The organism is Bacillus tequilensis KCTC 13622, from assembly GCF_000507145.1.
GTDB lineage: Bacteria > Bacillota > Bacilli > Bacillales > Bacillaceae > Bacillus > Bacillus tequilensis.
Genome location: NZ_AYTO01000041.1, coordinates 481,020 through 507,435, shown reverse-complemented (window position 1 = coordinate 507,435; position 26,416 = coordinate 481,020). Strand labels below are relative to the sequence as shown.

Below are 26,416 nucleotides of genomic sequence, written 5' to 3'. Positions count from 1 at the left end.
CGTGTGAATCTCCCTGTCCAAACGGAAGAACGCCAGCCAGAGCAGCACATTCAGGTGCCGGATGAGTGGTTTGTCTCAAATCAAGATAAGAATCGGGAAGCCGATTCGGTCAAGCGGCCGAGTTTGTCATACACACAGGATGCCTGGAGGAGACTGAAGAAAAATAAATTGGCGATGGCCGGACTTTTTATTCTTTTATTTCTTTTTGTCATGGCGGTGATCGGGCCTCTTTTATCTCCCCATAGTGTCGCGCGCCAATCGCTGACCGAACAAAATCTTCCGCCCTCAGCCGATCATTGGTTCGGCACCGATGAGCTCGGCCGGGATGTATTTACCCGAACATGGTACGGAGCGAGGATTTCGTTATTTGTCGGCGTGATGGCAGCGCTGATTGATTTTGTGATCGGTGTCATTTACGGAGGCGTTGCCGGCTATAAAGGCGGCAGAACTGACAGCATCATGATGCGGATTATCGAAGTGCTGTACGGGTTGCCGTACCTGCTTGTTGTCATATTGCTGATGGTGCTGATGGGGCCGGGGCTGGGCACCATTATTGTGGCGCTGACTGTGACTGGATGGGTCGGCATGGCGAGAATTGTAAGAGGACAAGTGCTCCAGATTAAAAATTATGAATATGTACTCGCCTCGAAAACCTTTGGCGCCAAAACCTTTCGCATCATTCGGAAAAATCTGCTGCCGAATACAATGGGAGCGATCATCGTACAAATGACATTAACCGTACCTGCCGCTATATTCGCAGAATCCTTTTTAAGCTTTCTCGGCCTCGGCATACAGGCTCCGTTTGCCAGCTGGGGTGTGATGGCGAATGACGGTCTGCCTGCGATTTTGTCTGGGCATTGGTGGCGCCTGTTTTTTCCGGCCTTTTTCATATCCCTGACCATGTACGCGTTTAATGTGCTTGGAGACGGATTGCAGGATGCGCTCGACCCTAAGCTGAGGAGGTAGCTGTATGGAAAAAGTTCTGTCAGTCAAAAATCTGCACGTGTCTTTTACGACTTATGGCGGGAGGGTTCAGGCGGTCAGAGGGGTGAGCTTTGATTTGTATAAAGGAGAAACCTTTGCGATCGTCGGCGAATCCGGCTGCGGTAAAAGCGTGACCTCCCAAAGCATTATGGGTTTGCTTCCGTCCTATTCGGCCAAGGTGACAGACGGCAGCATTCTATTTAAAGGCAAAGACCTTTGCCGTCTCTCTGACAAAGAAATGAGAAGCATAAGGGGAGCCGACATTTCTATGATTTTTCAAGACCCGATGACGGCGTTAAACCCGACGCTGACTATCGGAGACCAGCTTGGGGAAGCGCTCCTCCGCCATAAAAACATGAGCAAAAAAGCGGTGAGGGAAGAGGTGCTTTCCATGCTGTCATTGGTTGGTATTCCCGATCCCGAAGAACGGCTGAAGCAGTATCCCCACCAATTCAGCGGGGGCATGAGACAGCGGATTGTGATTGCGATGGCGCTGATCTGCGAGCCTGACATCTTAATTGCAGACGAACCGACCACCGCACTTGACGTGACCATTCAGGCACAAATTTTAGAGCTGTTTAAAGAGATTCAGAGAAAAACGAATGTGTCTGTCATTCTGATTACACATGATTTAGGGGTAGTGGCCCAGGTTGCTGACAGAGTCGCCGTCATGTATGCGGGGAAAATTGCGGAGGTTGGTACGAGAAAAGATATTTTTTATCAGCCGCAGCACCCTTATACAAAAGGGCTGCTGAACTCTGTCCCGCGGCTTGATTTGGAAGGCGCGGAGCTGATCCCGATCGACGGAACGCCGCCGGATTTATTTTCACCTCCGCCAGGCTGTCCGTTTGCCGCCCGCTGCCCGAACAGGATGATCGTGTGCGACAGGGTATACCCGGGCCAGGCGATCAGATCTGCCACGCACACTGTCAACTGCTGGCTTCAGGATCAACGGGCCGAGCATGCGGTATTGTCCGGAGATGCGAAGGATTGATCATGAAAAGGGGGAAGATGATGAAACGAGTGAAAAAGCTATGGGGAATGGGCCTTGCATTAGGCCTGTCGTTTGCGTTGATGGGATGTACAGCGAACGAACAAGCCGGAAAAGAAAGCGGTAAGGATAAAGCGAAAACAAGCGGGGAAAAGGTGCTGTATATAAATAACGAAAATGAACCGACCTCGTTCGATCCGCCAATCGGTTTTAATAATGTGTCGTGGCAGCCGTTAAATAACATCATGGAGGGGCTGACGCGTCTTGGCAAAGATCATAAGCCTGAACCGGCCATGGCTGAGAAGTGGTCTGTATCAAAAGATAAAAAGACCTACACATTTACGATACGGGAAAATGCGAAATGGACAAACGGAGATCCGGTAACAGCCGGAGACTTTGAATACGCGTGGAAAAGGATGCTTGATCCGAAAAAGGGCGCTTCATCGGCGTTTCTCGGCTATTTTATTGAAGGCGGCGAAGCGTATAACAGCGGCAAAGGGAAAAAAGACGATGTGAAGGTGACGGCAAAGGATGATCGAACCCTTGAAGTAACGCTTGAAGCGCCACAAAAATATTTTCTCAGCGTTGTATCCAATCCGGCGTATTTTCCGGTAAACGAAAAAATCGATAAAGAAAATCCAAAGTGGTTTGCTGAGGCGGATACATTTGTCGGGAACGGTCCGTTTAAGCTGACGGAATGGAAACATGATGACAGCATCACAATGGAGAAAAACGACACGTATTGGGATAAAGATACCGTGAGACTAGATAAGGTGAAATGGGCGATGGTCAGTGATCGAAATACAGATTACCAGATGTTTCAGTCTGGGGAGCTGGATACCGCTTACGTCCCTGCAGAGTTAAGCGATCAGCTGATGGATCAGGATAACGTCAATATTGTTGACCAGGCGGGTCTCTATTTTTATAGATTTAATGTCAATATGGAGCCGTTTCAAAATGAAAATATCAGAAAAGCCTTTGCGATGGCTGTGGATCAAGAGGAAATTGTAAAGTACGTCACGAAAAATAACGAAAAACCGGCGCGCGCCTTTGTATCGCCTGGGTTTACGCAGCCTGACGGCAAAGATTTCCGTGAAGCGGGCGGAGACCTGATCACGCCTAGCGAAAGCAAAGCGAAGCAGCTGCTTGAAAAGGGCATGAAGGAAGAAAACTATCATAAGCTTCCTGTGATCACGCTTACTTACAGCACAAAGCCGGAGCATAAAAAGATTGCCGAGGCGATCCAGCAAAAATTGAAAAATACCCTTGGAGTCGACGTGAAGCTGGCCAATATGGAATGGAACGTGTTTTTAGAGGACCAAAAAGCACTGAAATTCCAATTCTCTCAAAGCTCATTTTTGCCCGATTATGCGGACCCTATCAGTTTTCTGGAAGCCTTTCAAACGGGAAATTCGATGAACCGCACAGGCTGGGCCAATAAAGAATACGATCAGCTGATCAAACAGGCGAAACATGAAGCTGATGAAAAAACGCGTTTCTCTCTTATGCATCAAGCAGAAAAGCTGCTGGTCAATGAAGCGCCGATCATCCCGGTTTATTTCTATAATCAGGTCAACCTGCAAAACGAACATGTAAAAGAAATTGTCAGGCATCCCGTCGGCTATATCGATTTAAAATGGGCAGATAAAAACTGATGCCGGCGACTGAGAGAATACTGCTTCTTTATGCGAAGGAGCGGTATTTTTTCTCTTTCTTGCACGTATACGTAAGGTGCAGAGCAAATGAAAGGAGTGATTCAGTTGAATCACAAGCCGAAAGCATTGAAAAAGGGTGACACAGTTGGCGTGATCGCGCCCGCAAGCCCCCCTGATCCAAAAAAGCTGGAAACCGCGCTTTTATTTTTAGAAGAACTCGGTCTTCAGGTAAAACTGGGCAAGGCGCTGAAAAACCAGCACGGCTATTTAGCCGGACAGGATGATGAGCGGCTGGCTGATCTCCATGAGATGTTCGGAGACGAGGAGGTAAAAGCGGTGCTGTGCGCGTGCGGGGGTTTTGGGACAGGACGTATCGCCTCCAGCATTGATTTCAGTTTGATCCGCGAACATCCGAAAATCTTCTGGGGATACAGCGATATTACATTTTTACATACTGCCATCCATCAAAACACTGGCCTTGTCACCTTCCATGGCCCGATGCTCAGTACAGATATTGGCCTTGATGACGTACACCCTATGACAAAAGCATCGTATGAGCAGCTCTTCCAAGAAACAGCATTCACTTATACAGAAGAGCTCTCTGAGCTGACCGTGCTTGTTCCCGGAAAAGCGGAAGGGGCGCTTGTCGGGGGAAATCTCTCGTTACTGACATCTACGCTGGGCACGCCGTTTGAAATTGATACGAGAGGAAAGCTTCTGTTTATTGAAGATATTGACGAGGAGCCGTATCAAATCGATCGGATGCTGAATCAGCTGAAAATGGCGGGAAAACTGACAGACGCCGCCGGAATTCTTGTTTGTGATTTTCATAACTGCATCCCTGTGAAGAGGGAGAAATCCCTCTCGCTTGAGCAGGTGCTCAAAGACTATATTGTATCGGCGGGCAGGCCTGCTCTGAGAGGATTTAAAATCGGCCACTGTTCACCAAGTATCGCCATTCCGGTCGGTGCGCGGGCTGTTATGAACACGGCAGAAAAATCAGTCGTCATCGAGGCGGGCGTTTCAGAAGGGGCCCTGAAGACATGAAAATGACTCGAATCGAAACGAACCGAATCGCAGTTCCTCTGACAAAGCCGTTTAAAACCGCGCTTCGCACTGTGTATTCGGCTGAATCGGTCATTGTAAGGGTCACTTATGACAGCGGCGCAATCGGGTGGGGAGAAGCACCTCCGACAGTAGTCATCACAGGAGACAGCATGGACAGCATTGAAAGCGCCATCCACAATGTTCTGAAGCCGGCACTGCTTGGAAAAAGCCTGTCAGGCTGTGAAGCCCTTCTGCACGACATCCAGCATCTCCTTACTGGAAACCAGAGCGCGAAGGCAGCTGTGGAAATGGCGGTATACGACGGGTTTGCGCAAATGTGCGGCCTGCCGCTTTATCAAATGCTGGGCGGATACCGCGATACGCTTGAAACGGATTATACCGTCAGTGTCAACTCGCCTGAAGAGATGGCGGCGGATGCGGAGGCTTATCTCAATCAAGGGTTTCAAACGCTGAAAATAAAGGTTGGAAAAGATGATATCGCAACAGATATCGCCCGTATTCAGGAAATCAGAAAACGAGTCGGCCGAGCCGTGAAATTGCGTTTGGACGCCAATCAGGGCTGGACGCCGAAGGAAGCGATAACAGCCATTCGGAAAATGGAGGATGCAGGTTTTGGCATTGAGCTTGTCGAGCAGCCTGTCCATAAAGATGATCTCGCCGGGCTTAAAAAGGTGACGGATGCGACAGACACGCCGATTATGGCCGATGAAAGTGTTTTTACGCCGCGGCAGGCGTTCGACGTTCTTCAAACCAGGAGCGCTGACTTGATCAATATTAAATTGATGAAAGCTGGCGGCATCAGCGGAGCAGAGAAAATCAACGCCATGGCTGAGGCGTGCGGGGTGGAGTGCATGGTCGGCAGCATGATCGAAACGAAGCTGGGCATTACGGCCGCGGCGCATTTCGCGGCAAGCAAAAGAAACATTACACGCTTTGATTTTGACGCGCCGCTGATGCTGAAAACAGATGTCATCAAAGGCGGCATCACATACAGCGGCAGCACGATTGCGATGCCTGACAGACCAGGCCTCGGAATCATCGGTGCCGCACTTTTGAAAGGGGAAATAGAGCAATGATGCACACTGTCATATCAGCAGTGGCCAACATCTGGACGGCGCCTGATTCACCGCGCCCATTAGATCAAGCGATGCTCCGTCCGACCGTATCGATCAGAGATTGGCTGGAGCGCATGACGTATCATGAACGGCTTGGATTATGTACAGACAATGTCATTCAAACTCAGGTTCTCTTTGGCGAAAAGGTGCTGGTGACGGGAGAACAGGACGAATGGGTGTCTGTAGTTGTGCCAAGTCAGCCATCCCGAAAGGATCCACGCGGATATCCGGGCTGGATGAAAAAGAACCAGCTGAAAAAAACAAGTCCCATCCCTATACAAAACAACGATGTCATGATCAGCAAACCTGCTGCCTTTTTGTACAATAGTCAGGGAGAAAAGGAGATCGAATTGAGCTTTTTGACGACCCTCCCCTTCATGGCAGAAGAAAACGGATATGTTAAGGTTTCAACCGTTTTTGGAGAAAGGTTTGTGAAGCGGACTGATGCAGTGCCTGTCCGCGAACAGAAAGGAACCTCCGAAGACATCATTCAAACCGGAGCATTTTTTCTCGGGCTTCCCTACCTATGGGGAGGGATCAGCGGGTTTGGATTTGATTGCTCCGGGTTTATGTACAGTATATTTAAGGCCAATGGATACAGCATTCCCCGTGATGCGGGAGATCAGGCAAAGGCGGGGGAGAAGGTCCCGCTTGATAATATGAAAGCCGGCGATCTGCTGTTTTTTGCTTATGAGGAAGGAAAAGGAGCGGTCCATCACGTCGGTCTGTACGTCGGCGACGGAAAAATGCTTCATTCTCCAAAGACGGGAAAATCAATCGAAATCCTTACATTAAAAGAGACAATTTATGAAAAAGAACTATGCGCGGTTCGCCGCTGTTTTTCAGAATAAGGAGGGAGAGAAATGACGCCACTGCCTTTGTTAGAGGTCAGCCAGCTGAAAATGCATTTTGACGCAGGAAAAAAGCGGACAGTCAAAGCCGTCGACGGGGTCACCTTTCAGATTCATGAAGGAGAAACGTTCGGGCTTGTCGGAGAATCAGGGTGCGGGAAATCAACCTTGGGGAGAGTGCTGATGCGCCTGTACCAGCCGACAGAAGGAAGTGTGAAATACCGCGGCGCAAACCTTCACGCACTGACTGAGAAAGAGCAGTTTGCCTTCAACCGCAAGCTGCAGATGATTTTTCAAGACCCTTACGCTTCACTGAATCCGCGCATGACCGTTCGAGAAATTATTTTGGAGCCGATGGAGATTCACAACCTCTACAATACTCAGAAAGCGCGGCTTCTCGTCGTGGACGAGCTTCTTGAGGCAGTGGGGCTTCACTCCGATTTTGGCAGCCGTTATCCCCATGAATTCAGCGGCGGGCAAAGACAGAGAATCGGGATTGCGAGAGCCCTGTCGCTGAATCCTGAATGTATCGTGGCGGACGAACCGATTTCTGCTCTTGATGTCTCGGTTCAAGCGCAGGTGGTCAATCTGCTGAAGCGGCTTCAAAAAGAAAAAGGCCTTACATTTTTATTCATCGCCCATGATCTTTCGATGGTGAAGCATATCAGTGACAGGATCGGTGTCATGTACTTAGGCCACATGATGGAAATTACAGAGAGCGGCACACTGTATCGTGAACCGCTGCATCCCTATACAAAGGCGCTATTATCCTCGATTCCGATCCCAGACCCTGAATTGGAGGACAAGCGTGAGCGCATTCTCTTAAAAGGGGAGCTGCCGAGCCCGGTCAATCCGCCGAGCGGCTGTGTCTTTCGGACCCGTTGTCCGGAGGCCATGCCTGAATGCGGGGAATCCCGTCCTCAGCTTCAGGAAATCGAAGCGGGCCGATTTGTCGCTTGCCATTTATATCGGACTGCCGAGACGAAAGAAAAGGTGAGATAGACAACAAAGACTGGCTTCGGAGCCAGTCTTTGTGTTTATGCTTGATGTAAAAATTTCACACAAACCGGGAAAGGGACAGAAACAGTTGAGGATAGCACCGTCAATCGGCCGGTTTCTTTGTCTCTTTCAAACAGTACAAGGTTGCCTGTTTCTTCATTTGAAGCGACAAGGAATGCTTCCGTTGGATCAAATACAAAATCACGAGGCCAATTTCCTTCAGTCGAAACTCTTTCCACGAAAGCCAGCTCGCCTGAATATTGATTGACTTCAAATACAGCGATACTGTCATGGCCGCGGTTTGCGACGTAAACAAAACGGCCGTCCTGTGTGATATGAATTGCGCTTCCATTGCTGTTATCCGTAAAATCATCAGGGATGGCAGAGACAACCTGAATTTCTCTAAACTCGCCGGCTGTCGGATTGTATTCAAGCGCAATCACTTCATTGCTTAATTCTGTCATCACGTAAGCGTATTTTTCTTTTGGATGAAAAGCGATATGGCGAGGGCCTGCGCCGGGAGCGAAGGAATGGCTTCCAGATTCAGTCAACACGCCGTCTTTCATTTTATAGGTGTACAGTTTATCGGTTCCTAAGTCAACCGCTACAACGTAATTGTGTTCAGGTGTGAACCCTGCGTAGTGTGTATGCGGTTTTTCCTGTCTTTCGTGCGGCCCTTTTCCTGTATGAGCCGCTTCAGAAGCAGGTTCTCGCAAGCTTCCGTCTTTCTGAACCGGAAAAGCATGTACCTTCCCGCTGTGATAATTGGCAGTCAATACGAATTGGTTTTGATCATCAACGCTTACATGGCATGGGGAAGGGCCATCAATTAACTGATGATTCAGAAATGTTAATTCGCCGCTGGTGTTATCGATTTGATAGGCAGCCACTCCGCCTTGGCCATCTGCTTTTTCAATGGAATAAAGAATGGTGTTGTCTTGATTTGGCGTCACATAAGTCGGGTTGCCGAGCTTAGCGGCAAGCTTTGGCTCGCTGAGTGTTTTTTTCTCGGTATCAAGCTCGAATGAATAAATTCCTTCGCTTCCGCCTTTTGTATATGTTCCGACATATCCTATGTACTTTGTCATGCTATTACCCCCTTAAAATGATGTCACCTCTATATTAACGTATCTTGATAAAATAATCTGTTCAAAACATGAAAAAGGGGAATATTCTTCACTCGCCGCGAATCAGCGGCATCGTACAGCACCTGAAGGAGCCGCCTGATTTAATTATTTCTGACAGGTCGATTTCGATAATGTGATAGCCTCTTTTCGATAACTGTTGATTGACATGGCGGTTGCAAGGGAGGCTGATGATTGTTTTGCTTCCGATTGAAAGGACGTTGGTGCCAAGCGTAAATTGTTCGTCTTCAGGCACCTCGATGAGATCGTAACGGTTTGCCAGCATATCAGCTGCCTCCGGCTCAAGGGCTTTAGGAAAAATTAACGCTTCGCTTTCAGATATGATGTTAAATACGCAGTCCAAATGCAAAAATTTTTCATGCAGCTGCACTGGAACGATTGTATATTCAGGAAGCGCATCTTCCAGCTGGCCGATGGCTGATATGTCGGTGCGCTGGCTGATTCCGACGTAGACGGTATCACCATCAATGATAACGTCACCGCCTTCAATGCTTGTATTAAGCATGCGGGTGTAAGTAATGCCTTGGTTGTGAAAAAATTCTGTTATAACGGCTTCTTCCCCTTGGCGAATTGGCTCAGTCATGCTTGAGAGGAAGGCTTTTTCTCCAATGACAAACCCTATGTCGCGGGTGAAGACCTGTTCGGGGAGTCCGTCGCGTACGGGCAATAGAATGACTTCGATGTTGTGTAAACTGAGTGTTTCAACTAAGCGGCTATGCTGATCTGAGGCTGTTTTCACGTGAATATTGTCATCTTCAAAATGTTTTTGGGTTTCGTTTATCACATCTTTTATGGCCATATGCTCGGGTTTGCATAAAATCACTTTTTGCAGGGTGTCGTATTCCGTTCGGCATACTGTTTTGTGCTGATGTTTCGGGATGGATACGTCCATTGTTTCTCCTCCTGATCGTCTGAAGAATACATGTATTATTCCCTTAACATGAAAATCATTAAACGTATTAGAAAGAAAACCTGACCGACAAATCATTTTAAATTTTAGACAAATGGCTGAGAATATTGTTTAATAGGAGAATATGAGTGCATTAGCTAAACGATCAGACATCAAAGGGGAGAAAGGTATGGAAACACCGGATACAAAATTTTGTAAAGAGTCAAAGGTTGTCAAAACCAGCAGGGTGTTCCCGCTTGATACAAACAACCATAATACACTGTTTGGCGGAAAATTAATGAGCTACATTGATGATATCGCCTCTATTTCTGCAGCGCGCCATTGCAGACGGGACACAGTAACCGCTTCAATGGATTCAGTAGATTTTCTAAAGCCGATCGGGCAAAGGGAGTCAGTCTGTTTGGAATCTTATGTGACTTGGGTCGGCACCTCCTCCATGGAGGTGTTCGTGAAAGTCATCAAGGAGCACCTGATGACTGGCGAAAGAGAGCTTGCGGCAACATCCTTTTTGACATTTGTCGCATTAGATTCAAACGGCAAGCCGGTGTCTGTACCGAAAGTCGTGCCGGAAACAGAAGAAGAAATCATGCTGCATAATACAGCGGTTCAGCGCGCGAATGAACGAAAGAACCGCAAAAAACACAGCCAGGCGCTTGCCAATGCGCTCGGAACGGATAAGCCTTGGTAAACGCGAAACCCAAAACACATGTTGTTTTGGGTTTTTTTGTGTTTTTCATCTTTCTGATGGTGATAATTACAACGATTAGTCCATTTTTGCTAGGGTATTATATAAAAAAGCAACCATTGTCATATTAAATTGATAATTTTGTGACAACTTTATTAAAGATTCATTTTAGATATATCTTTTGTTCGTGAGATCATGTATTTTAAAGATATATTTTAAATGCATCTTTTCGAAAGGATTGTTTATACAATGTTAGATAATAAAACAATCGAAATTATTAAAAGCACAGTACCCGTATTACAACAACATGGAGAAACGATCACTGGCCGTTTTTACGATTTGATGTTCCGAGACCATCCAGAGCTTCTAAACATTTTTAATCAAACAAATCAAAAGAAGAAAACACAGCGCGCTGCACTTGCAAATGCCGTTATCGCAGCGGCGGCAAATATTGACCAGCTCGGCAACATCATTCCGGTCGTCAAACAAATCGGACACAAGCACCGCAGTATCGGAATTAAGGCTGAACATTATCCGATTGTCGGCAAATATTTGCTGATTGCGATTAAAGATGTTCTGGGAGACGCTGCGACACCTGACATTATGCAGGCATGGGAGAAAGCATACGGAGTAATCGCTGACGCATTCATCGGAATCGAAAAAGAAATGTATGAGCAGGCGGAGCATCAAGCCGGCGGCTGGAAGGAATATAAGTCATTCGTCGTTGCGAAAAAAGAGCAGGAAAGCAAAGAAATCACATCCTTCTATCTGAAACCGGAAGACGGCAAGCCGTTACCTGAATTTCAAGCAGGGCAGTATATCAGCATCAAAGTGCGGACTCCTGATTCTGAATATACCCATATCCGTCAATACAGCCTGTCAGATATGCCGGGTAAAGACTATTATCGAATTTCAGTGAAAAAAGACGGTGTCGTGTCTTCCTATTTACACGATGGAGTGCGGGAGGGTGATTCAATCGAAATCAGCGCGCCGGCAGGGGACTTTGTGTTAGATTCTTCATCGCAAAAAGATCTTGTCCTAATCAGCGCCGGGGTCGGTATTACGCCAATGATCAGCATGCTGAAAACGTCTGTTTCTAAGCAGCCTGAACGGCAGATTCTGTTCATTCATGCCGCGAAAAACAGTGCATATCATGCATTGCGTCATGAAGTAGAAGAAGCAGCAGACCATTCTTCTGTCAAAACCGCATTTGTGTATCGCGAGCCGACAGAGGAAGACCGTGCATGTGATCTTCAATTTCATGAAGGGCAGATTGACCAGCAGTTTCTTGAAAAACTGATTGCCAATACAGATGCGGATTATTATATTTGCGGTTCATCTTCATTTATTACGGCAATGCATAAACTTGTATCAGAACTCGGATCAGCGCCGGAGTCTATACATTACGAACTGTTCGGCCCGCAATTAAGCATGGCACAGTCCGTGTAACCATATGCATATTACTCTTCTCCTTTCAGAGAAGAGTTTTTTATTGTGATAGAAGCATGCGGACAACACTGATCCGCCGCTGTTTGCGCAAACGCGATTTTGCTGTTCTTGCATGGTTCTCAAGCAATCCAATCACTCTGATTAATTGCTCCATTTTCAGCTCTAAAAGCCAGCCTGTCGAACGTGTGCTGTTCCTCGTAGCCGGCGGGATGAGGAGCGGATGACAGATCATAGGGCCAATGGGTATTCGTTTGCTGATGTTTCATATTGCGCTCCAATCGATGTCACTTTCTATGGTATATGCCTGCCGTGTGCATGTTCGCCTATTTCAATATCGGATAAAGGGTATGATGCATAGAGGCTCTGCCTCGGGGCACAATAGGCTCAATATGACTAGCGGATGGAGGTAAAGATCATTGTTATGGATGGTATGGGCATTTTTACTGAAGCCAGTTATCGTATTTACAATTGCGTATATTCTGTTTCGGCTTGCCGGTAAAAAAGCTGTGTCACAAATGAACAATTTTGATCTGCTTTTGACCTTCGCAATCGGAACCATTATCAGTGAGCCGATTCTTACATCCAAGCTGCCGATGTCGATTTATTACGCCGGCGCTTTTTTGGTGCTTTATCTAGTGATGAGCAAGCTCTCTCTTTCTAATAAATGGCGATGGCTGCTGGTCGTAAGCCCAACTGTCTTAATCCGAAACGGAGACATTGACGAATACGGTTTGCGAAAAGAAAGGCTGACGGTTAATGAACTGCTCGGAAAGCTGAGGGAAAAGGGCTATGCCGATCCGGCTGACATTGATCTTGCCATCATTGAAGAAACGGGAGAAGTAAGCGTCATCCCAAAAGAGGAGGCTAGAGCGGTGCAGGTGCGGGATTTGAATATGGAAGCTGAACGGAATTTTATCCCGATTCCGCTTATACTGGATGGTGAAATCCTTGATCATAATTTGAAATACCTCCAAAAAAACCGATCATGGCTGTTTGAGAAGCTCGAGGAAAAAGGATACAGCCCCAAACTGCTGTCCTCGGTCACGCTTGGCACGATGAATGCCCGCGGCGATATATCGCTTGATTTGAATACCTCAAATGAACCGCAGCATGATCCCTATTTATATAAACCGGGTAATAACAATTAAGATGGCTCTCTGTTTTCAAAGAGAGCTTTTTCTTTTTTAAAGGGAATTTTAGTTTGGCGTCAAATGTACCTAGTTAGGGGGGAACTGAACATGAAGGACTTATTTATTAGAAACGACATGGCGCCGACGGTCAGTCTTCTGTATTCCGCAGTGGAAGAAAACAGTCTCCGTCTGGCTTCTATCGTAAGTCACATGACGCATAGTGAACTTTACTATAAGGGGCGCTGCCAAACAAAAAACAGCACAGCACAGCTTTTGCACCATATCACAAATGTTGATATCAGATGGGTCTGGCGTATCAAGGAAAACCGGATACCGGATCATATTGAACAGGTATACGGCCCGATGACAGATGAAAGCGGACGGCTGCCGGAGCCGGAGAACCAGCCCGGCTTAGATGAACTCCTGAAAAGACATCAGCATGTGGTAAATGAACTGAAATCGGTTTGTTACACCTTAACTGAGCATGATTTGCATCAGCCGCTTTCTTACGATGGTGACACCGCGACTGTCCGATGGGGCATTTGGCATATGGCGGATCATAACCGCTATCATCAAGCCCATATTGAAATCCTCAAAAAAGAATGGAAGCACGATGGGGCGAAATATGAGCGCTAATACGAAGCTTGTCACGAATCGCATTCGTTTGCGCTGTATGGAAGATCGGGATCACGCTTCTTTATTTGAGCTTTTTAACGATCCTGACGTCATGAAATATTATTCCGGATTAAAAAATAAGAGGCAAACCCGCGAGTGGATCAATTGGAACAAAAGGAATGAGAAAGGCTACGGCGTCAGTCTGTGGATCGCTGAAGATAAGCGGACAGAGGACTTTTTGGGGCAATGCGGCATCGTACCCCAGCAGGTTGAAAATCAAACAGTAATGGAAATCGGCTATATGTTTGCCCGCCGCCACTGGGGAAACGGCTATGCGCACGAAGCCGCTCGGGCATGCCTGGACTACGGCTTCAACGAGCGGCTGTTCGGCAAAATGGCGGCTTTGATTGACCCTGATAACAAAGCATCCATACGGGTTGCCGAGAAAATCGGCATGCTTTACGATAGAACGATCATAAAGTGGAATAAACCGATCGCAGTATATGAAAGAAAATCTTACAATTGAAAGGAAGAGCCACGTTATAGTATCATGATGTAAGTTAAAGTTTTCTAGGGTTCCGCATGTTCACTAGGCATGGACTGGTCCGAGAGAAAACACATACGCGTAAATAGAGGCGTGTATGCACACGGAGGGAAAAAAGCCCGGGAGAGTCAATCTCATGTGAGACGACTGTCCGGGTTTTTTTGTTTTCGGAGAATCTTAATAGATAGAAAGGAATGGCTTGCAATGAAATGGGGATTAGTCGTGCTTGCCGCCGTTTTCGAGGTTGTTTGGGTGGTAGGCTTAAAGCACGCTGACTCAGCTTTAACATGGAGCTGCACTGCTGTCGGCATCATAGTCAGCTTTTACCTTTTAATGAAGGCGACAAACAGTCTGCCTGTCGGAACCGTGTACGCCGTCTTTACCGGACTTGGCACGGCAGGCACAGTGCTGAGTGAAATCGTTCTGTTTCATGAGCCGGTTGGATGGCCGAAGCTTTTGTTAATCGGCGTGCTCTTAATCGGTGTAATCGGATTGAAGCTTGTGACACAGGATGAGACAGATGAAGAAGGAGGCGAGGCATAATGCTGCACTGGATCAGTTTATTGTGCGCGGGCTGTTTGGAGATGGCCGGCGTGGCCCTTATGAATCAATATGTGAAAGAAAAAAGCGTGAAATGGGTGCTGCTGATCGTTGTTGGTTTTGCCGCTTCCTTTTCCTTGCTGTCGTATGCCATGGAAACGATTCCTATGGGTACCGCTTATGCTGTCTGGACTGGCATTGGCACCGCCGGAGGAGCGCTTGTCGGCATCCTCTTTTACAAGGAGCCGAAAGACGCCAAACGGATCTTCTTTATCGCTTTGATTTTATGCTCCGCGGTCGGTCTAAAAATTCTGTCATAAATTGATTTTTATCAAATCTTCAGTATAATGGATAAATAGTTTAGACTTACAAAGATAAGAGGGATTATTCATGAAATCATATATGACTCAGCGGTTAAACGAATACCGTGACGGAAATGAGGATAAAGGGCGCCTTTTGGTCAGCTGTCCCGATCAGCCGGGGATCGTTTCCGCGGTTTCCGCGTTTTTATTTGAACACGGCGCCAATATTATAGAATCCAATCAATACACGACAGACCCTGAAGGCGGCCGGTTCTTCCTGAGAATCGAATTCGACTGTGCGGACATTCGTGAGAAAAAAGAAACACTTCAGCAGGCGTTTGCGTCTGTTGCGGAAACATTCAACATGACATGGAGCTTAACCTTGGCGAGCGAGCTGAAGCGTGTCGCCATATTTGTCTCAAAGGAGCTTCACTGCCTGCATGAGCTGATTTGGGAATGGCAAACCGGCAACCTTATGGCGGAAATCGCTGTTGTCATCAGCAACCACGAGGAAGCGAGAGAGCTGGTTGAAAGGCTGAACATTCCATTCCATTATATGAAAGCGAACAAAGACATCAGAGCGGAAGTTGAAAAGAACCAGCTTGAACTGCTTGAGCAATACAAGATTGACGTGATTGTTCTCGCACGCTATATGCAAATTCTAACTCCTGACTTTGTTTCGGCTCATCCGAATCGGATCATCAATATCCACCATTCATTCCTGCCTGCTTTTATCGGTGCGAATCCGTACAAACGGGCTTACGAGCGCGGCGTGAAGCTGATCGGAGCGACCTCTCATTATGTCACAAACGATCTTGATGAAGGTCCGATTATTGAACAGGATATTGAGCGTGTAGACCACCGCGACAATACGGAAGCGCTGAAAAACATCGGCAGAACCATTGAACGAAGCGTGCTTGCCCGTGCTGTAAAATGGCATTTGGAAGACCGCGTCATCGTCCATGAAAACAAAACAATCGTCTTTAACTAGACGGCAGGAGGCCCGCGTCATGCGGGCCCTTTTTGGTGACAAAAAACCTTGACAAGACTCTTTTTTCTTTGCATAATATAAAAAAATCATTGAGCGTTGAAGAGGATTAGTAAGCAGACCCTTCTGTGACAGAGAGCAAAATGAATTGCTGAAACATTTTGCCGCATGAAACCTGCCGAACCTGCCTTGGAGTCTTAGGGGGAAAACCTAGGCGCGTAACCTGGCGTTACAGGAAAGCGGAGCGCGCAAAGCGCGTTCAATCAAGGTGGTACCACGGAAACCCATTTCGTCCTTATGAATCAGGACGAAATGGGTTTTTTTATTGGAGAAGAGCCGCGGAGGAGAATAAATGAAAAAACAAAGAATAGTAGTGAAAATAGGAAGCAGTTCGCTCACGAACAGCAACGGAAGCATTGATGAGGCAAAAATCAGCGAGCATGTTCAAGCGATTTCAGTGTTGAAAAAAGCGGGGCATGAAATGATTCTGATTACCTCGGGTGCCGTAGCGGCGGGATTTTCCAGCCTCGGTTATCCGTCCCGCCCCGTTACTATTAAAGGAAAACAGGCGGCGGCCGCGGTCGGACAAACACTGTTAATGCAGCAATATATGAATCAATTCAAACAATACGCACTGACTCCGGGACAAATCCTGTTAACGAGAAATGATTTTTCGAAAAGAGAGCGGTATCGAAACGCGTATGCAACAATGATGGAATTACTAGAGCGCGACGTCATTCCGATTATCAATGAAAACGATTCTACATCTGTTGAAGAATTGACATTTGGGGATAATGACATGCTTTCTGCGTTAGTCAGCGGATTGATTCATGCGGACCAGCTCATGATCCTTACTGACATCAACGGGCTGTATGATGCCAATCCGAATGAAAATCCAGAGGCGAAACGATTTGATTATTTGCCGGAGATTACGCCTGAGTTGCTGGGATATGCGGGTTCAGCCGGATCAAAGGTCGGCACCGGCGGAATGAAATCAAAGCTGTTAGCCGCACAAACCGCGCTGTCTCTTGGAGTGAAAGTGTTTATCGGAACTGGCAGCGGAGAGCAAAAGCTTGCGGACATTTTGGCCGGCAGGGGAGATGGCACGTATATCGGAGACAAAGAACTATCCTCGGTTAACAACACGAGACAATGGATTCAGTTTCACTCGCCGATAGCAGGAGAGATCCTCATTGATGCAGGTGCCGAGGAGGCGATGATCCATAATGGAAGCAGCCTGCTGCCGGCTGGCGTTGTAGGCGTGAACGGAAGCTTTCCGAAAGGAGCGGTCGTGGAAGTCAGAGGACCGGGCGGCGTGATCGGCAAAGGCCAAACGCATTACTCCTCCGAGGAGATTATGGAGGCCAGAGGCAAGCGAAGTGATGAACTTGGTTTTGAGAAAACGTTTGAGGTTATTCATAGGGATGACTGGGTCAATTTAAAAGATTAGGAGGCGGAAAAATGAGTGAAGTTTCTATAAAAGCTAAGCTGGCGAAAGAAGCGGCAGCCGAAATGATCATGAAAACAACGGCCGAGAAAGATGAGGCGCTCAGCCACATTGCAAACGGACTCCGCAGCGAACTGGATTTTCTTTTGTCGGAGAATGCAAAAGACATTGAAAACGGAAAAGAACATGGTTTATCAGCGGATGTCATTGACCGTCTCACACTGGATGAGAAGCGAATTCGTGACATCGCGGACGCGGTCGAGCTGTTAATCGGCTTGGCGGACCCGATCGGCGAATCTCTTGAAACAATTGAAAAGGAAAACGGCCTTTTTATAGAAAAAATCCGTGTGCCGCTCGGTGTCGTTGGAATGATTTATGAGGCGAGGCCAAACGTCACTGTTGATGCGGCTACCCTTTGCCTAAAGACAGGAAACGCGGTTGTGCTGCGGGGGAGCTCCTCAGCCATTCACAGCAACAAAGCGCTCGTCAGTGTCATTCACAGGGCACTTGAGCAATCAGCGCTTCCGATTAACGCTGTGCAGCTGATTGAAGATACGAGCAGAGAAACGGCAAAAGAGCTCTTTACGTTAAATGATGGCTTAGACGTATTGATTCCGCGCGGAGGCAAGAAACTGATTGATCTCGTTGTAAAAGAATCAACGGTCCCTGTATTAGAAACCGGAGCCGGAAACTGCCACATTTTCATTGACGAAACGGCCAAACCGCAAATGGCAGGAAAGGTTGTCGTAAATGCGAAAACGCAGCGCCCGTCCGTATGCAACGCGATTGAATCATTGCTGATCCACAAGGCGTGGGCACAGCAGCACGGGAAAGACTTGCTGACTCAGCTGGAAAACGCGGGAGTTGAAATTCGCGGTGATCAATTTGTATGTGAACTTCATCCTTCAAGTAAACAAGCGACAGAAGAAGATTGGGAAACTGAATTTTTAGCGCCTGTCATCAGCGTAAAAACGGTTGAGAATGTCCAAGAAGCTGTGAAGCATATCCAGCAATACGGCACCAATCATTCTGAAGCGATTTTAACTGAAGATGACAAGCACGCGGCTTATTTTCAGACCGCTGTCGATGCTGCCGCTGTTTATCATAACGCGTCAACCCGTTTTACCGACGGTTTTGAATTTGGCTACGGAGCCGAAATCGGCATCAGCACGCAAAAGCTTCATGCGAGAGGGCCGATGGGACTTCCTGCATTAACTTCGACGAAATACATCATTAAAGGAACCGGGCAAATCCGCGAATAGCGCGGCAATGTTCGATGAAAAAGCTTATCTCCATAACGGGATAAGCTTTTTTATACGGCTTAATTGTTCGAAATATGAATAGGGGGGAATAAAACATGAGTCAGCCATTATTTACAGCATCCGTATCAGCGGTAGGAGGAAGAGAAGGAAAGGTGGTCTCATCAGACCGCGTTCTCGAATTCGATGTCGCAATGCCGGGAACACCGAGAGCAAAGAAATGAGAAAAAGCGACAAATCTGGAGCAGCTGTTTGCGGCGGGTTACGCAGCCTGCTTCGACAGCGCATTGCAGCTTGTCGCAAGAACAGAACGGGTGAAGGTAGAGACTGAGGTTACAGCGCATGTCAGCCTGTTAAAAGATGAAGCAGGTCAAGGCTGCAAACTTGGTGTGACGCTGCAAGTGAAAGGAAAAGGAGCCAGTGCATCAGAATTACAGGCACTCGTGCAAAAAGCGCACGGTGTCTGCCCGTATTCAAAAGCAACCTCCGGAAATATCGATGTTACACTTGAAGTAGCTGAATTAAGAAAAAGAGGATGCTCGCAAAGGTATCCTCAATTTTTTTGATGAAGTGTTTCCAGCAATGTATATAGAGCAGATTTTAACTGCTTCAGATCCTCTCCGGACTCCCAGAATCGTCCGCGGCATGTCAGCCGCTTTTTCTTTTAATAACGCCCCGTCCTCTGTCAGGCTGATCAACACGGACCGCTCATCTTCTTCAGTTCTTTTTCTCATGATCAAACCCTGCTGCTCCATTCGCTTTAGCATCGGAGTGAGCGTGCCCGAATCTAAATACAGCAGCTCGCCCATTTTTTTGACCGTAAGCGTTTCGTGTTCCCATAACAAAAGCAAAACCAAGGTATTGAGGGTATGTCACATTCAGCTTTTCAAGCAGCGGCTTGTATTGCTTTGTCATTTCCCGCAAACTCGCATAAAGCAAAAAACATAGCTGATTCTCCAATTTCATATGGTCAAATTCATTTTCCATCTCGTTCACCAACTCTTTCTGACATTCCATTCTATTGGATCTGAAAAACATTACTTTTCCTATTCTCGGCAAACATAGCATGTTTAAAAAGATCAAAAAGGGAAATATAACAACTAGATATAAATAAGGAGGCTGAAAACAAATGGCATTATTTACAGCGAAAGTAACCGCGCGCGGCGGACGTGCAGGACATATTACATCAGATGACGGCGTTCTTGACTTTGATATTGTGATGCCAAATGCAAAAAAAGAAGGGCAAAGCGGCACCAACCCGGAACAGCTCTTTGCGGCTGGATACGCTGCATGCTTCGGCGGCGCGCTTGAACACGTGGCCAAAGAGCAGAATATTGAAATTGATTCGGAGATTGAAGGGCAGGTCAGCCTCATGAAAGATGAGAGCGACGGCGGATTTAAAATCGGTGTCACACTTGTTGTAAATACGAAAGATCTGGATCGGGACAAGGCGCAAGAGCTTGTCAATGCTGCTCATGAATTCTGCCCTTATTCAAAGGCAACCAGAGGAAATATTGATGTAAAATTAGAATTAAAATAATGACCGGCATCCTGAGGGTTCTCAGGATGTTTTTTTGTGTCGGAAGCATGGGGGGCGGGTATGATCTTTTCAAAGTGTGAATACATGTAGTATAGGTGAATTCAGACTGGAAAAAAGGTGAGCACATGAAGAGACCAAAACTGTCAGTATGTATGATTGTAAAGAATGAAGAACGCCATATCGTCCGCTGTTTAGAGAGTGTGCAGCATATTGCTGATGAAATCATTGTGGTAGACACCGGATCGAACGATCGTACGGAAGACATTTGCAGAAGCTTTCATGCCAAGGTTTATCATCACAAATGGGAACAGGACTTTTCAAAGGCAAGAAATGCCGGTTTACAGCATGTGAAGGGAGAGTGGATATTGATCCTGGATGCTGACGAAGAACTTGATCATGACACGGGCAGCCTATTGCCTTCGCTGCTGACTGATGACAGCCTGCCATCTCTCGGTTGCATGAAGGTTGTGAACTATACAGGGAAGCAATGGGATGAAAATGAAGCATTTGAACAAAGGCAGTTTAGGCTGATCCGCAATCAGCGAAACATCACGTTTACGGGAAGGGTTTGCGAAAGACCAGAGGGGGAAGAAGCAAGCGCCGCTTTTTCGCTTCCATGTATCATTCACCATTACGGGTATTTAGAGCAGGAGGCACAGCGAAAGCATAAACGCAATATGAGCTTATTGAATGCCGCATTGCTGACATCCAGCGCTGACGCGTTTTTCCTTTATCACAAAGCCGCTGAATATGACAGAGGAAACGAACAAGATAAAGCGCTCAGGCTGTCAGTGGATTCTATCAGCAAATGTAAAAGAAAAAAACAAATTCCTCCGCCTGCTTTCTATTATTTAAAGTATAAATTATTAATTGACACAAAACGGTACGAAGAAGCGGCACGGGATATCAATGAAGCGCTGGCGCATTATCCGGATTACTGCACGCTTCACTATTATAAAGGGATCATTATGTATCAGCTTAAAAAAGTCAGAGAAGCGATCACGGCGTTCGAAGCTTGTTTGCAAGCCGATAGTGACAATTATCCGTACATACAGGTGAAGGGAGCAGCCGATTTTAGATCAAGCTGCTGGCTCGGTGTCTGCTATGCTGAATTGCACCAGCCTATGACCGCTGTTTTGTATGTGAAAAAAGCGCTGAAAGCCAATCCGAAGTGCTCACGGGCACAGCGGCTTTTCACCGAATTAACAAAGGATCAGGCCGTACACGCCTGATCCTTTTAATATGTCTTTTTCTCGGCAAAATCCCGCCATGCCTGAAAGGGGGATAAATGCTCCGTAAGGGTCACTTGATAAAAGGGGATCGTTCTTGCTTCAGCAGGTTTATCAATTTCTTGATAAATAAATGAATCATCAAACCCGGCTTCGGCAGCGTCTGTGTGCGTTGCCGCAAAGAAAACGGCACTTGGCCGGGCCCAGTAGATGGCGCCCAAGCACATTGGGCATGGCTCACAGCTCGTATACAACATGCAGTCATCCAGCTGGTATGTCCCAAGCGCTTTACAGGCGTTCCGAATAGCCGTCACTTCCGCGTGGGCAGTCGGATCATTGCTTGTTGTGACGTTGTTCTGTCCCTCGGCAATAATTGATCCATCTTTCACAATAACGGCTCCGAAAGGCCCGCCAATGCCTGTATTCACTCCTTCACGAGCGAGATCAACTGCCCGTTTTAAAAACGTTTCATGGTTCATCCTAAACCCTCCTGTCAATAGAGTGCTATTAGTATAGCGGAAAAGAATGCAAAGAACATTCTTAAAAAAGTGCAAAATAAACAAAGTATTTGGGGGATTTGCTAAGATGAGAGGAGAAACGAGGAGGGGTACTCATGCTGCATTTATATATTGCCAGACACGGACAGACCCAATGGAACGTAGAAAAACGGATGCAGGGCTGGATGGATTCTGATTTAACAGAACTTGGGCTATACAATGCCTGTGCTCTTGGGGAGCGTCTGAAGGATATTGAATTGAATCAGGTATACATCAGCCCGAGCAAGCGGACGGAAGAGACAGCAAAAAATGTATTAGGATCGCGCAGGCCTCCACTGGTGATAGATCATATGTTCAGAGAAATGTCACTGGGATCATGGGAAGGGAAAAAACAAGAGGATATTGAACGGGACGAACCAGATCTTTTTCGCGCTTATTTTCATTATCCCGAAGCTTATCGCCAGCAGGGAAGTGAAACGTTTTTTGATTTTGAAAACCGGGTAAGGCTGGCTCTCCAAACGATTTTAGACAGCCATGCTTCCGGTAATGTTCTCTTGGTTACCCATTCTGTCTTTATATTAATGCTGCTAAATATCATAAAGGGAAGACGCGTTAATGATATATGGAATTCTGCTTACATACATGATACATCATTGAGTCTTGTGGAATTTGATGAAAATGGAACAGCCGAAATAATAATAGAAGGGGACGGGAAGCATCGGAAACCGATTTCCGCTTTCTAATAGAAAAACCATCTGCCAGAGGCAGATGGCCATTTCTATATTATACAAGCTGTTTTTGCTGAGCTCTTGCTTGTTTAGCGGCTTCAACCATGTTTTTCAATGCTGCAACCGTTTCTTCCTGCTGTCTTGTTTTCAATCCGCAGTCTGGATTTACCCAGAAGCGGTCAGTCGGACAGACGGCAAGCGCATCAACGATAATGTTGTACATTTCTTCAGTTGACGGCACACGAGGGCTGTGAATGTCATATACACCAAGGCCGAGCCCTTTCAAATAAGGATGGTCTTTTAAGTAATCTAAAAATCCTCCGTGGCTTCTGCTGTGTTCGATTGTAATCACATCGGCATCAAGATCATTGATCGTATCAACAATATCTTCGAAGTTGCTGTAGCACATATGCGTATGAATCTGCGTCTCGTTTTTCACGGAAGAAGTGGTTAATCTGAATGCTTCTGCCGCCCAAGTCAAATACTCATCCCAATCGCGGGTTTTCAATGGAAGGCCTTCGCGCAGCGCCGGTTCATCGACTTGAATGATTTGAATGCCTGCATCTTCAAGCGCTTTTACTTCTTTGCGAAGGGCCAGCCCGATTTGAAAGGCGATTTCCTTTCTCGAAATATCGTTTCGAGGGAAAGACCAGTTTAAGATCGTAACCGGACCCGTCAGCATTCCTTTCACATGCTTGGAGGTCAATGACTGTGCATAGACCGTGTCTTTCACTGTCATCGGCTCAATAAACTCTACATCTCCGTAAATGACTGGCGGGCGGACACAGCGTGAGCCGTATGATTGAACCCAGGCGTATTTCGTGAAGGCAAAGCCGGCCAGTTTCTCACCGAAGTATTCGACCATGTCTGTCCGTTCAAATTCACCGTGAACAAGAACATCAAGCTCTAATTCTTCCTGAATATCAATCCATCTTTTTGTTTCTGCATTGATAAAGTGTTGATACTGTTCATCAGACCATTCGTTTTTCCGCCATTTTTGGCGTGCGCTCCGCACTTCAGCAGACTGCGGGAAGCTTCCGATCGTCGTTGTCGGCAAAAGCGGAAGGCCGAGAGATTCATTTTGCAGAGCCAAACGTTCTTCAAATGGAATCGGGCGCTTGAAGTCTTTATCGGTTAATTGCTTAAGCTCTTTCTTTTGTTCAGCGTTCGCACCTGTTGCAAACTGCTTGAGCGCCTGAATGTCAGTTTTAGCCTGCTGAATTTGTTCGCTGATTGCCGCTTTTCCTGATACTAAACCTTCTTTCAAAGCTGTCAGCTCGGCTAGTTTTTCTTTTGCATAGGATAATCCGTTCAGCAGGTCCTTCTCCAAATGCTCGTCAGGGTGCTTCGCTACCGGAACATGCAGCAGGCTGCTGGAAGGCTGAATCCACAGCTCATCAACTTTTGCAATGCTGAGGATATCGAGAACGGCATCGAGGCGTTCTTCAAGATCCGCTTTCCAAATGTTGCGTCCGTCGATCACGCCGGCTGCCAGCACTTTGTCTGTCGGAAAGCCGTGTGTTTTCAGCTGTTCGAGATTTCTGCCTTTATCGTGAACGAAGTCAAGTCCAATTCCCTGTACCGGGTAAGAGATCAGCTCCTCATAAGCATCAACAGAATCAAAATATGTCTGTAAAAGTACATTCAGTGATGAAAGCTCACTTGTTATGCTTTCAAATAATTCTTTTGCACCGCGGACATCTTCGCCAGAGGCGGTAACAAGCGCCGGTTCATCGATTTGAACCCATTTAACGCCTTCTTGTTCAAGCTCTTTCAAAAGCTGTACGTATAGCGGCACCAATCGTTCTTGGATCGCTTTTGCTTCAGACGGGTCATAGCCTTTAGCAAGCGTGACAAATGTATAAGGGCCGACAATCACAGGTTTGGTTTCAACGCCGTATTCCTGTTTGATCCGGCGATAATCTTCGAGCTGTTTGTTTCTTCTGAGGCGGAACTCAATGCTCTCATCATACTCTGGCACGATGTAATGGTAGTTTGTATTAAACCATTTTGTCATTTCACTGGATACGGCGTCTTTAGTTCCGCGGGCGATAGCGAAGTATGTATCGGTAGCGTCAGTCAAATGTCTGAATCGTTTCGGAATCCAGTTGAAGCTGACGGCTGTGTCGAGTACATGGTCATACTGTGTGAAATCAGAAACAGGCACAACATCAATCTGCTGGTCAATTTGTGTTTTTACTGCGGATAAAAACAGGTCGTCGATTTGCTTCAAAAACGTATCTTTGTCAGTGCTGCTTTTCCAATACGCTTCAAGTGCTTTTTTCCATTCCCGGTTCAGTCCGATTCTCGGAAATCCTAGATTCGATGTTTTGATGGTTGTCATTGTTTCTCCTCCTTTATATGTAAAACACTCTCGTTAACCCGCGGATACAGGCTGCTAAGAGGTTTTCTCACAACAAAAAGCCTCTTTCCCATGAGAGAAAGAGGCTTTTTTGCGTAAAACACTGCCTCTCTCATCTCTCAGACATAATCTGATGGAATTAGCACCGTGCCTTATGAGACATCAGTCTCGGCGCGAAAAGCAGTGCGCCCCATTTCACAATGGAATTACGGTCGGTTGCTGTTGGGGTCAAAAGGCCAATCCCTCGCCCAACTCTCGATAAGAGAAAATGTTATTAATTTTTTGAAAAGTTGAATCATTTGTTGGTAATCTTAACAGTAATTTAAATTCGTTGTCAATATAGAATTTGAAATTAAAATGACATCATTTGGTATATGTTATATAAGAAAAATAATTTTATAGGACCATTAAATGTGATTTCTCTGCTCTGTCTGCAAGCTCATCAAGAGAGGTTAAATAGAGGAATCCATTGCCTGCCAGCGTTTTTGCAATCTCAAGCGGAAGTGTCCTGCGGATCAGCTGTGCATAAACCTCGGATTCAGAAAGCTTTCTTTGAAATGATTCTTCTTCATAGCTTTTGATAAGAGCAAGCGCTCCGCTGACATGGGGGGCAGCCATTGAAGTGCCGGTAAGCTTACCGTACTTCTTGTTAGGGAGGGTAGACAATATATTTTCTCCCGGTGCAACAAGATCAATCTCCTTATTAGCGTTAGAAAATTCTGATAATTTTCGCGCTACGGAAACAGATCCAACCGCAATGACTTCATTATAAGCCGCAGGATAGGAAAGCTCTTCTGTGCGTTCGTCTCCGTCACCTTCATTTCCTGCTGCACAAACAACAAGCACTCCGTTTTTGACGGCGTTTTGCACCGCTTCTTTCAGCTCTGGCACATCGCTTGGTCCGCCAAGGGACATCGAGATGATATCGGCTTTTTGTTCCACAGCGTAGTTAATGCCGTTAATAATCCATTCGTACTGTCCGCTGCCGTTTTCACCGCCAAGAACCTTCACAATCAATAGGCTTGCCTCAGGCGCAACTCCGGCAATGCCGCCGTTTGAATCATTAGCAGCAATCGTTCCGGCGACATGTGTGCCGTGTCCGTTGTAGTCGGAGATCACATCGTCCTTGCCGCCGTCATCATCTGTGAAGTTCTTTCCGCCGATGATTTGGTTCTTTAAATCAGGATGGCTTGTGTCGCAGCCCGTGTCCAATACAGCAATTTTTACATTCTTGCCTTTTACCCCTTTTGCCCACATTTCTGGCGCCTTAATCACTTTAATGCCCTCAGGAAGCTCGTTTACATCCATGATCTGCTCATTCGTCACATACGGAATCAAGCGGATTTCACCATTCATAAAAAAGCCCTCCTTTTTTATGTTTTC

At 46.6% G+C, this 26,416-nt stretch carries 25 protein-coding genes, 3 pseudogenes, 2 riboswitches and 1 other annotated feature; of the genes and pseudogenes, 21 read left to right on the top strand and 7 right to left on the bottom strand.

Annotated elements, in window-relative coordinates; translation table 11 throughout:
• Positions 1 to 3 precede the first annotated feature (3 nt).
• From dppC to V756_RS0120730, 7 genes are all read left to right on the top strand, one after another.
• Entirely contained in the window at positions 4 to 966 is a 963-nt protein-coding gene (dppC, locus tag V756_RS0120760; protein ID WP_024716357.1) for a dipeptide ABC transporter permease DppC, read from the top strand.
• Positions 967 to 970: 4 nt separating this feature from the next.
• A complete protein-coding gene (locus tag V756_RS0120755) occupies positions 971 to 1,978 on the top strand; it encodes an ABC transporter ATP-binding protein (protein ID WP_024716356.1) in 1,008 nt (335 codons plus the stop codon).
• Between the two features lie 2 nt (positions 1,979 to 1,980).
• A complete protein-coding gene (gene dppE / locus V756_RS0120750) occupies positions 1,981 to 3,630 on the top strand; it encodes a dipeptide ABC transporter substrate-binding protein DppE (RefSeq protein WP_081719953.1) in 1,650 nt (549 codons plus the stop codon).
• Between the two features lie 87 nt (positions 3,631 to 3,717).
• On the top strand, positions 3,718 to 4,677 hold the full coding sequence (locus V756_RS0120745; RefSeq protein ID WP_024716354.1) for a S66 peptidase family protein: 960 nt from the start codon (positions 3,718 to 3,720) through the stop codon (positions 4,675 to 4,677).
• The gene (ykfB, locus tag V756_RS0120740) at positions 4,674 to 5,774 is read left to right on the top strand and encodes an L-Ala-D/L-Glu epimerase (RefSeq protein ID WP_024716353.1); all 1,101 of its coding nucleotides are present in this window, start codon (positions 4,674 to 4,676) and stop codon (positions 5,772 to 5,774) included. Before V756_RS0120745 ends, ykfB begins: the two co-directional genes overlap by 4 nt.
• On the top strand, positions 5,771 to 6,664 hold the full coding sequence (gene eepC, locus V756_RS0120735; protein WP_024716352.1) for a gamma-D-glutamyl-L-lysine dipeptidyl-peptidase: 894 nt from the start codon (positions 5,771 to 5,773) through the stop codon (positions 6,662 to 6,664). Before ykfB ends, eepC begins: the two co-directional genes overlap by 4 nt.
• A gap of 12 nt (positions 6,665 to 6,676) precedes the next feature.
• Positions 6,677 to 7,666 carry an ABC transporter ATP-binding protein gene (locus V756_RS0120730; RefSeq protein WP_024716351.1) on the top strand — a complete coding sequence of 330 codons (990 nt, stop codon included), beginning with the start codon at positions 6,677 to 6,679 and terminating at the stop codon, positions 7,664 to 7,666.
• Positions 7,667 to 7,701: 35 nt separating this feature from the next.
• On the opposite strand, the gene pgl is transcribed toward V756_RS0120730, so the two are convergent.
• Together pgl and V756_RS0120720 are read right to left on the bottom strand one after the other, a co-directional pair.
• Positions 7,702 to 8,751: a 6-phosphogluconolactonase gene (gene pgl / locus V756_RS0120725; protein WP_024716350.1), complete on the bottom strand. Its 1,050-nt coding sequence runs from the start codon at positions 8,749 to 8,751 to the stop codon at positions 7,702 to 7,704.
• Positions 8,752 to 8,839: 88 nt separating this feature from the next.
• On the bottom strand, positions 8,840 to 9,700 hold the full coding sequence (locus V756_RS0120720) for a dimethylarginine dimethylaminohydrolase family protein (protein WP_024716349.1): 861 nt from the start codon (positions 9,698 to 9,700) through the stop codon (positions 8,840 to 8,842).
• 187 nt (positions 9,701 to 9,887) lie between these two features.
• Between V756_RS0120720 and V756_RS0120715 the strand changes: the two genes are divergently transcribed.
• Both V756_RS0120715 and hmpA read left to right on the top strand, forming a co-directional pair.
• Positions 9,888 to 10,406, top strand: a complete 519-nt coding sequence (locus tag V756_RS0120715) for an acyl-CoA thioesterase (protein WP_024716348.1) — start codon at positions 9,888 to 9,890, stop codon at positions 10,404 to 10,406.
• A gap of 246 nt (positions 10,407 to 10,652) precedes the next feature.
• Complete coding sequence (gene hmpA / locus V756_RS0120710; protein WP_024716347.1) at positions 10,653 to 11,852, top strand: NO-inducible flavohemoprotein; 1,200 nt, start codon at positions 10,653 to 10,655, stop codon at positions 11,850 to 11,852.
• A 63-nt stretch (positions 11,853 to 11,915) separates the two neighbouring features.
• On the opposite strand, the pseudogene V756_RS01000000122930 reads toward hmpA, so the two are convergent.
• Positions 11,916 to 12,118: pseudogene (locus V756_RS01000000122930) on the bottom strand (hypothetical protein); the annotation flags it as partial.
• Between the two features lie 150 nt (positions 12,119 to 12,268).
• Between V756_RS01000000122930 and V756_RS0120700 the strand changes: the two are divergent.
• From V756_RS0120700 to V756_RS01000000122925, 9 genes and pseudogenes are all read left to right on the top strand, one after another.
• Entirely contained in the window at positions 12,269 to 13,000 is a 732-nt protein-coding gene (locus V756_RS0120700; RefSeq protein WP_024716346.1) for a DUF421 domain-containing protein, read from the top strand.
• Between the two features lie 90 nt (positions 13,001 to 13,090).
• On the top strand, positions 13,091 to 13,618 hold the full coding sequence (locus tag V756_RS0120695; RefSeq protein ID WP_024716345.1) for a DinB family protein: 528 nt from the start codon (positions 13,091 to 13,093) through the stop codon (positions 13,616 to 13,618).
• On the top strand, positions 13,608 to 14,123 hold the full coding sequence (locus V756_RS0120690; RefSeq protein ID WP_024716344.1) for a GNAT family N-acetyltransferase: 516 nt from the start codon (positions 13,608 to 13,610) through the stop codon (positions 14,121 to 14,123). Before V756_RS0120695 ends, V756_RS0120690 begins: the two co-directional genes overlap by 11 nt.
• A 33-nt stretch (positions 14,124 to 14,156) precedes the next feature.
• Positions 14,157 to 14,269: riboswitch (guanidine-I (ykkC/yxkD leader) on the top strand.
• A 76-nt stretch (positions 14,270 to 14,345) separates the two neighbouring features.
• Positions 14,346 to 14,684, top strand: coding sequence for a multidrug efflux SMR transporter subunit YkkC (gene ykkC, locus V756_RS0120685; protein ID WP_024716343.1), 339 nt, complete (start codon positions 14,346 to 14,348; stop codon positions 14,682 to 14,684).
• Positions 14,684 to 15,001, top strand: coding sequence for a multidrug efflux SMR transporter subunit YkkD (gene ykkD / locus V756_RS0120680; RefSeq protein ID WP_024716342.1), 318 nt, complete (start codon positions 14,684 to 14,686; stop codon positions 14,999 to 15,001). The genes ykkC and ykkD overlap by 1 nt, the downstream gene beginning before the upstream one ends.
• Positions 15,002 to 15,071: 70 nt before the next feature.
• Entirely contained in the window at positions 15,072 to 15,974 is a 903-nt protein-coding gene (gene purU, locus V756_RS0120675; RefSeq protein ID WP_024716341.1) for a formyltetrahydrofolate deformylase, read from the top strand.
• Positions 15,975 to 16,061: 87 nt separating this feature from the next.
• Positions 16,062 to 16,271: a binding site (T-box leader), on the top strand.
• A gap of 52 nt (positions 16,272 to 16,323) precedes the next feature.
• Positions 16,324 to 17,421, top strand: coding sequence for a glutamate 5-kinase (gene proB / locus V756_RS0120670; RefSeq protein ID WP_024716340.1), 1,098 nt, complete (start codon positions 16,324 to 16,326; stop codon positions 17,419 to 17,421).
• Between the two features lie 11 nt (positions 17,422 to 17,432).
• Positions 17,433 to 18,680, top strand: a complete 1,248-nt coding sequence (gene proA / locus V756_RS0120665) for a glutamate-5-semialdehyde dehydrogenase (RefSeq protein ID WP_024716339.1) — start codon at positions 17,433 to 17,435, stop codon at positions 18,678 to 18,680.
• Between the two features lie 95 nt (positions 18,681 to 18,775).
• Positions 18,776 to 19,243, top strand: a pseudogene (locus V756_RS01000000122925) (organic hydroperoxide resistance protein).
• Here the strand turns inward: V756_RS01000000122925 and ohrR are convergent.
• A pseudogene (ohrR, locus tag V756_RS01000000122920) lies at positions 19,231 to 19,664 on the bottom strand (organic hydroperoxide resistance transcriptional regulator OhrR). The pseudogenes V756_RS01000000122925 and ohrR sit on opposite strands and share 13 nt — an antisense overlap.
• Before the next feature lie 142 nt (positions 19,665 to 19,806).
• Here ohrR and ohrB point away from each other — a divergent pair.
• A complete protein-coding gene (gene ohrB, locus V756_RS0120645) occupies positions 19,807 to 20,217 on the top strand; it encodes an organic hydroperoxide resistance protein OhrB (RefSeq protein ID WP_024716336.1) in 411 nt (136 codons plus the stop codon).
• Positions 20,218 to 20,342: 125 nt separating this feature from the next.
• A complete protein-coding gene (locus V756_RS0120640; RefSeq protein ID WP_024716335.1) occupies positions 20,343 to 21,449 on the top strand; it encodes a glycosyltransferase family 2 protein in 1,107 nt (368 codons plus the stop codon).
• 5 nt (positions 21,450 to 21,454) lie between these two features.
• Here V756_RS0120640 and guaD read toward each other — a convergent pair whose 3' ends face one another.
• Entirely contained in the window at positions 21,455 to 21,925 is a 471-nt protein-coding gene (guaD, locus tag V756_RS0120635; RefSeq protein WP_024716334.1) for a guanine deaminase, read from the bottom strand.
• 134 nt (positions 21,926 to 22,059) lie between these two features.
• Between guaD and V756_RS0120630 the strand changes: the two genes are divergently transcribed.
• Positions 22,060 to 22,686 (top strand): histidine phosphatase family protein, encoded by a 627-nt coding sequence (locus tag V756_RS0120630; RefSeq protein ID WP_024716333.1) that lies wholly within the window; start codon positions 22,060 to 22,062, stop codon positions 22,684 to 22,686.
• Positions 22,687 to 22,726: 40 nt separating this feature from the next.
• Here V756_RS0120630 and metE read toward each other — a convergent pair whose 3' ends face one another.
• Entirely contained in the window at positions 22,727 to 25,015 is a 2,289-nt protein-coding gene (gene metE / locus V756_RS0120625; RefSeq protein WP_024716332.1) for a 5-methyltetrahydropteroyltriglutamate--homocysteine S-methyltransferase, read from the bottom strand.
• A 127-nt stretch (positions 25,016 to 25,142) separates the two neighbouring features.
• Positions 25,143 to 25,298, bottom strand: a riboswitch (SAM riboswitch).
• Between the two features lie 131 nt (positions 25,299 to 25,429).
• Positions 25,430 to 26,389, bottom strand: coding sequence for a serine protease Isp (gene isp, locus V756_RS0120620; RefSeq protein WP_024716331.1), 960 nt, complete (start codon positions 26,387 to 26,389; stop codon positions 25,430 to 25,432).
• Positions 26,390 to 26,416 lie beyond the last annotated feature (27 nt).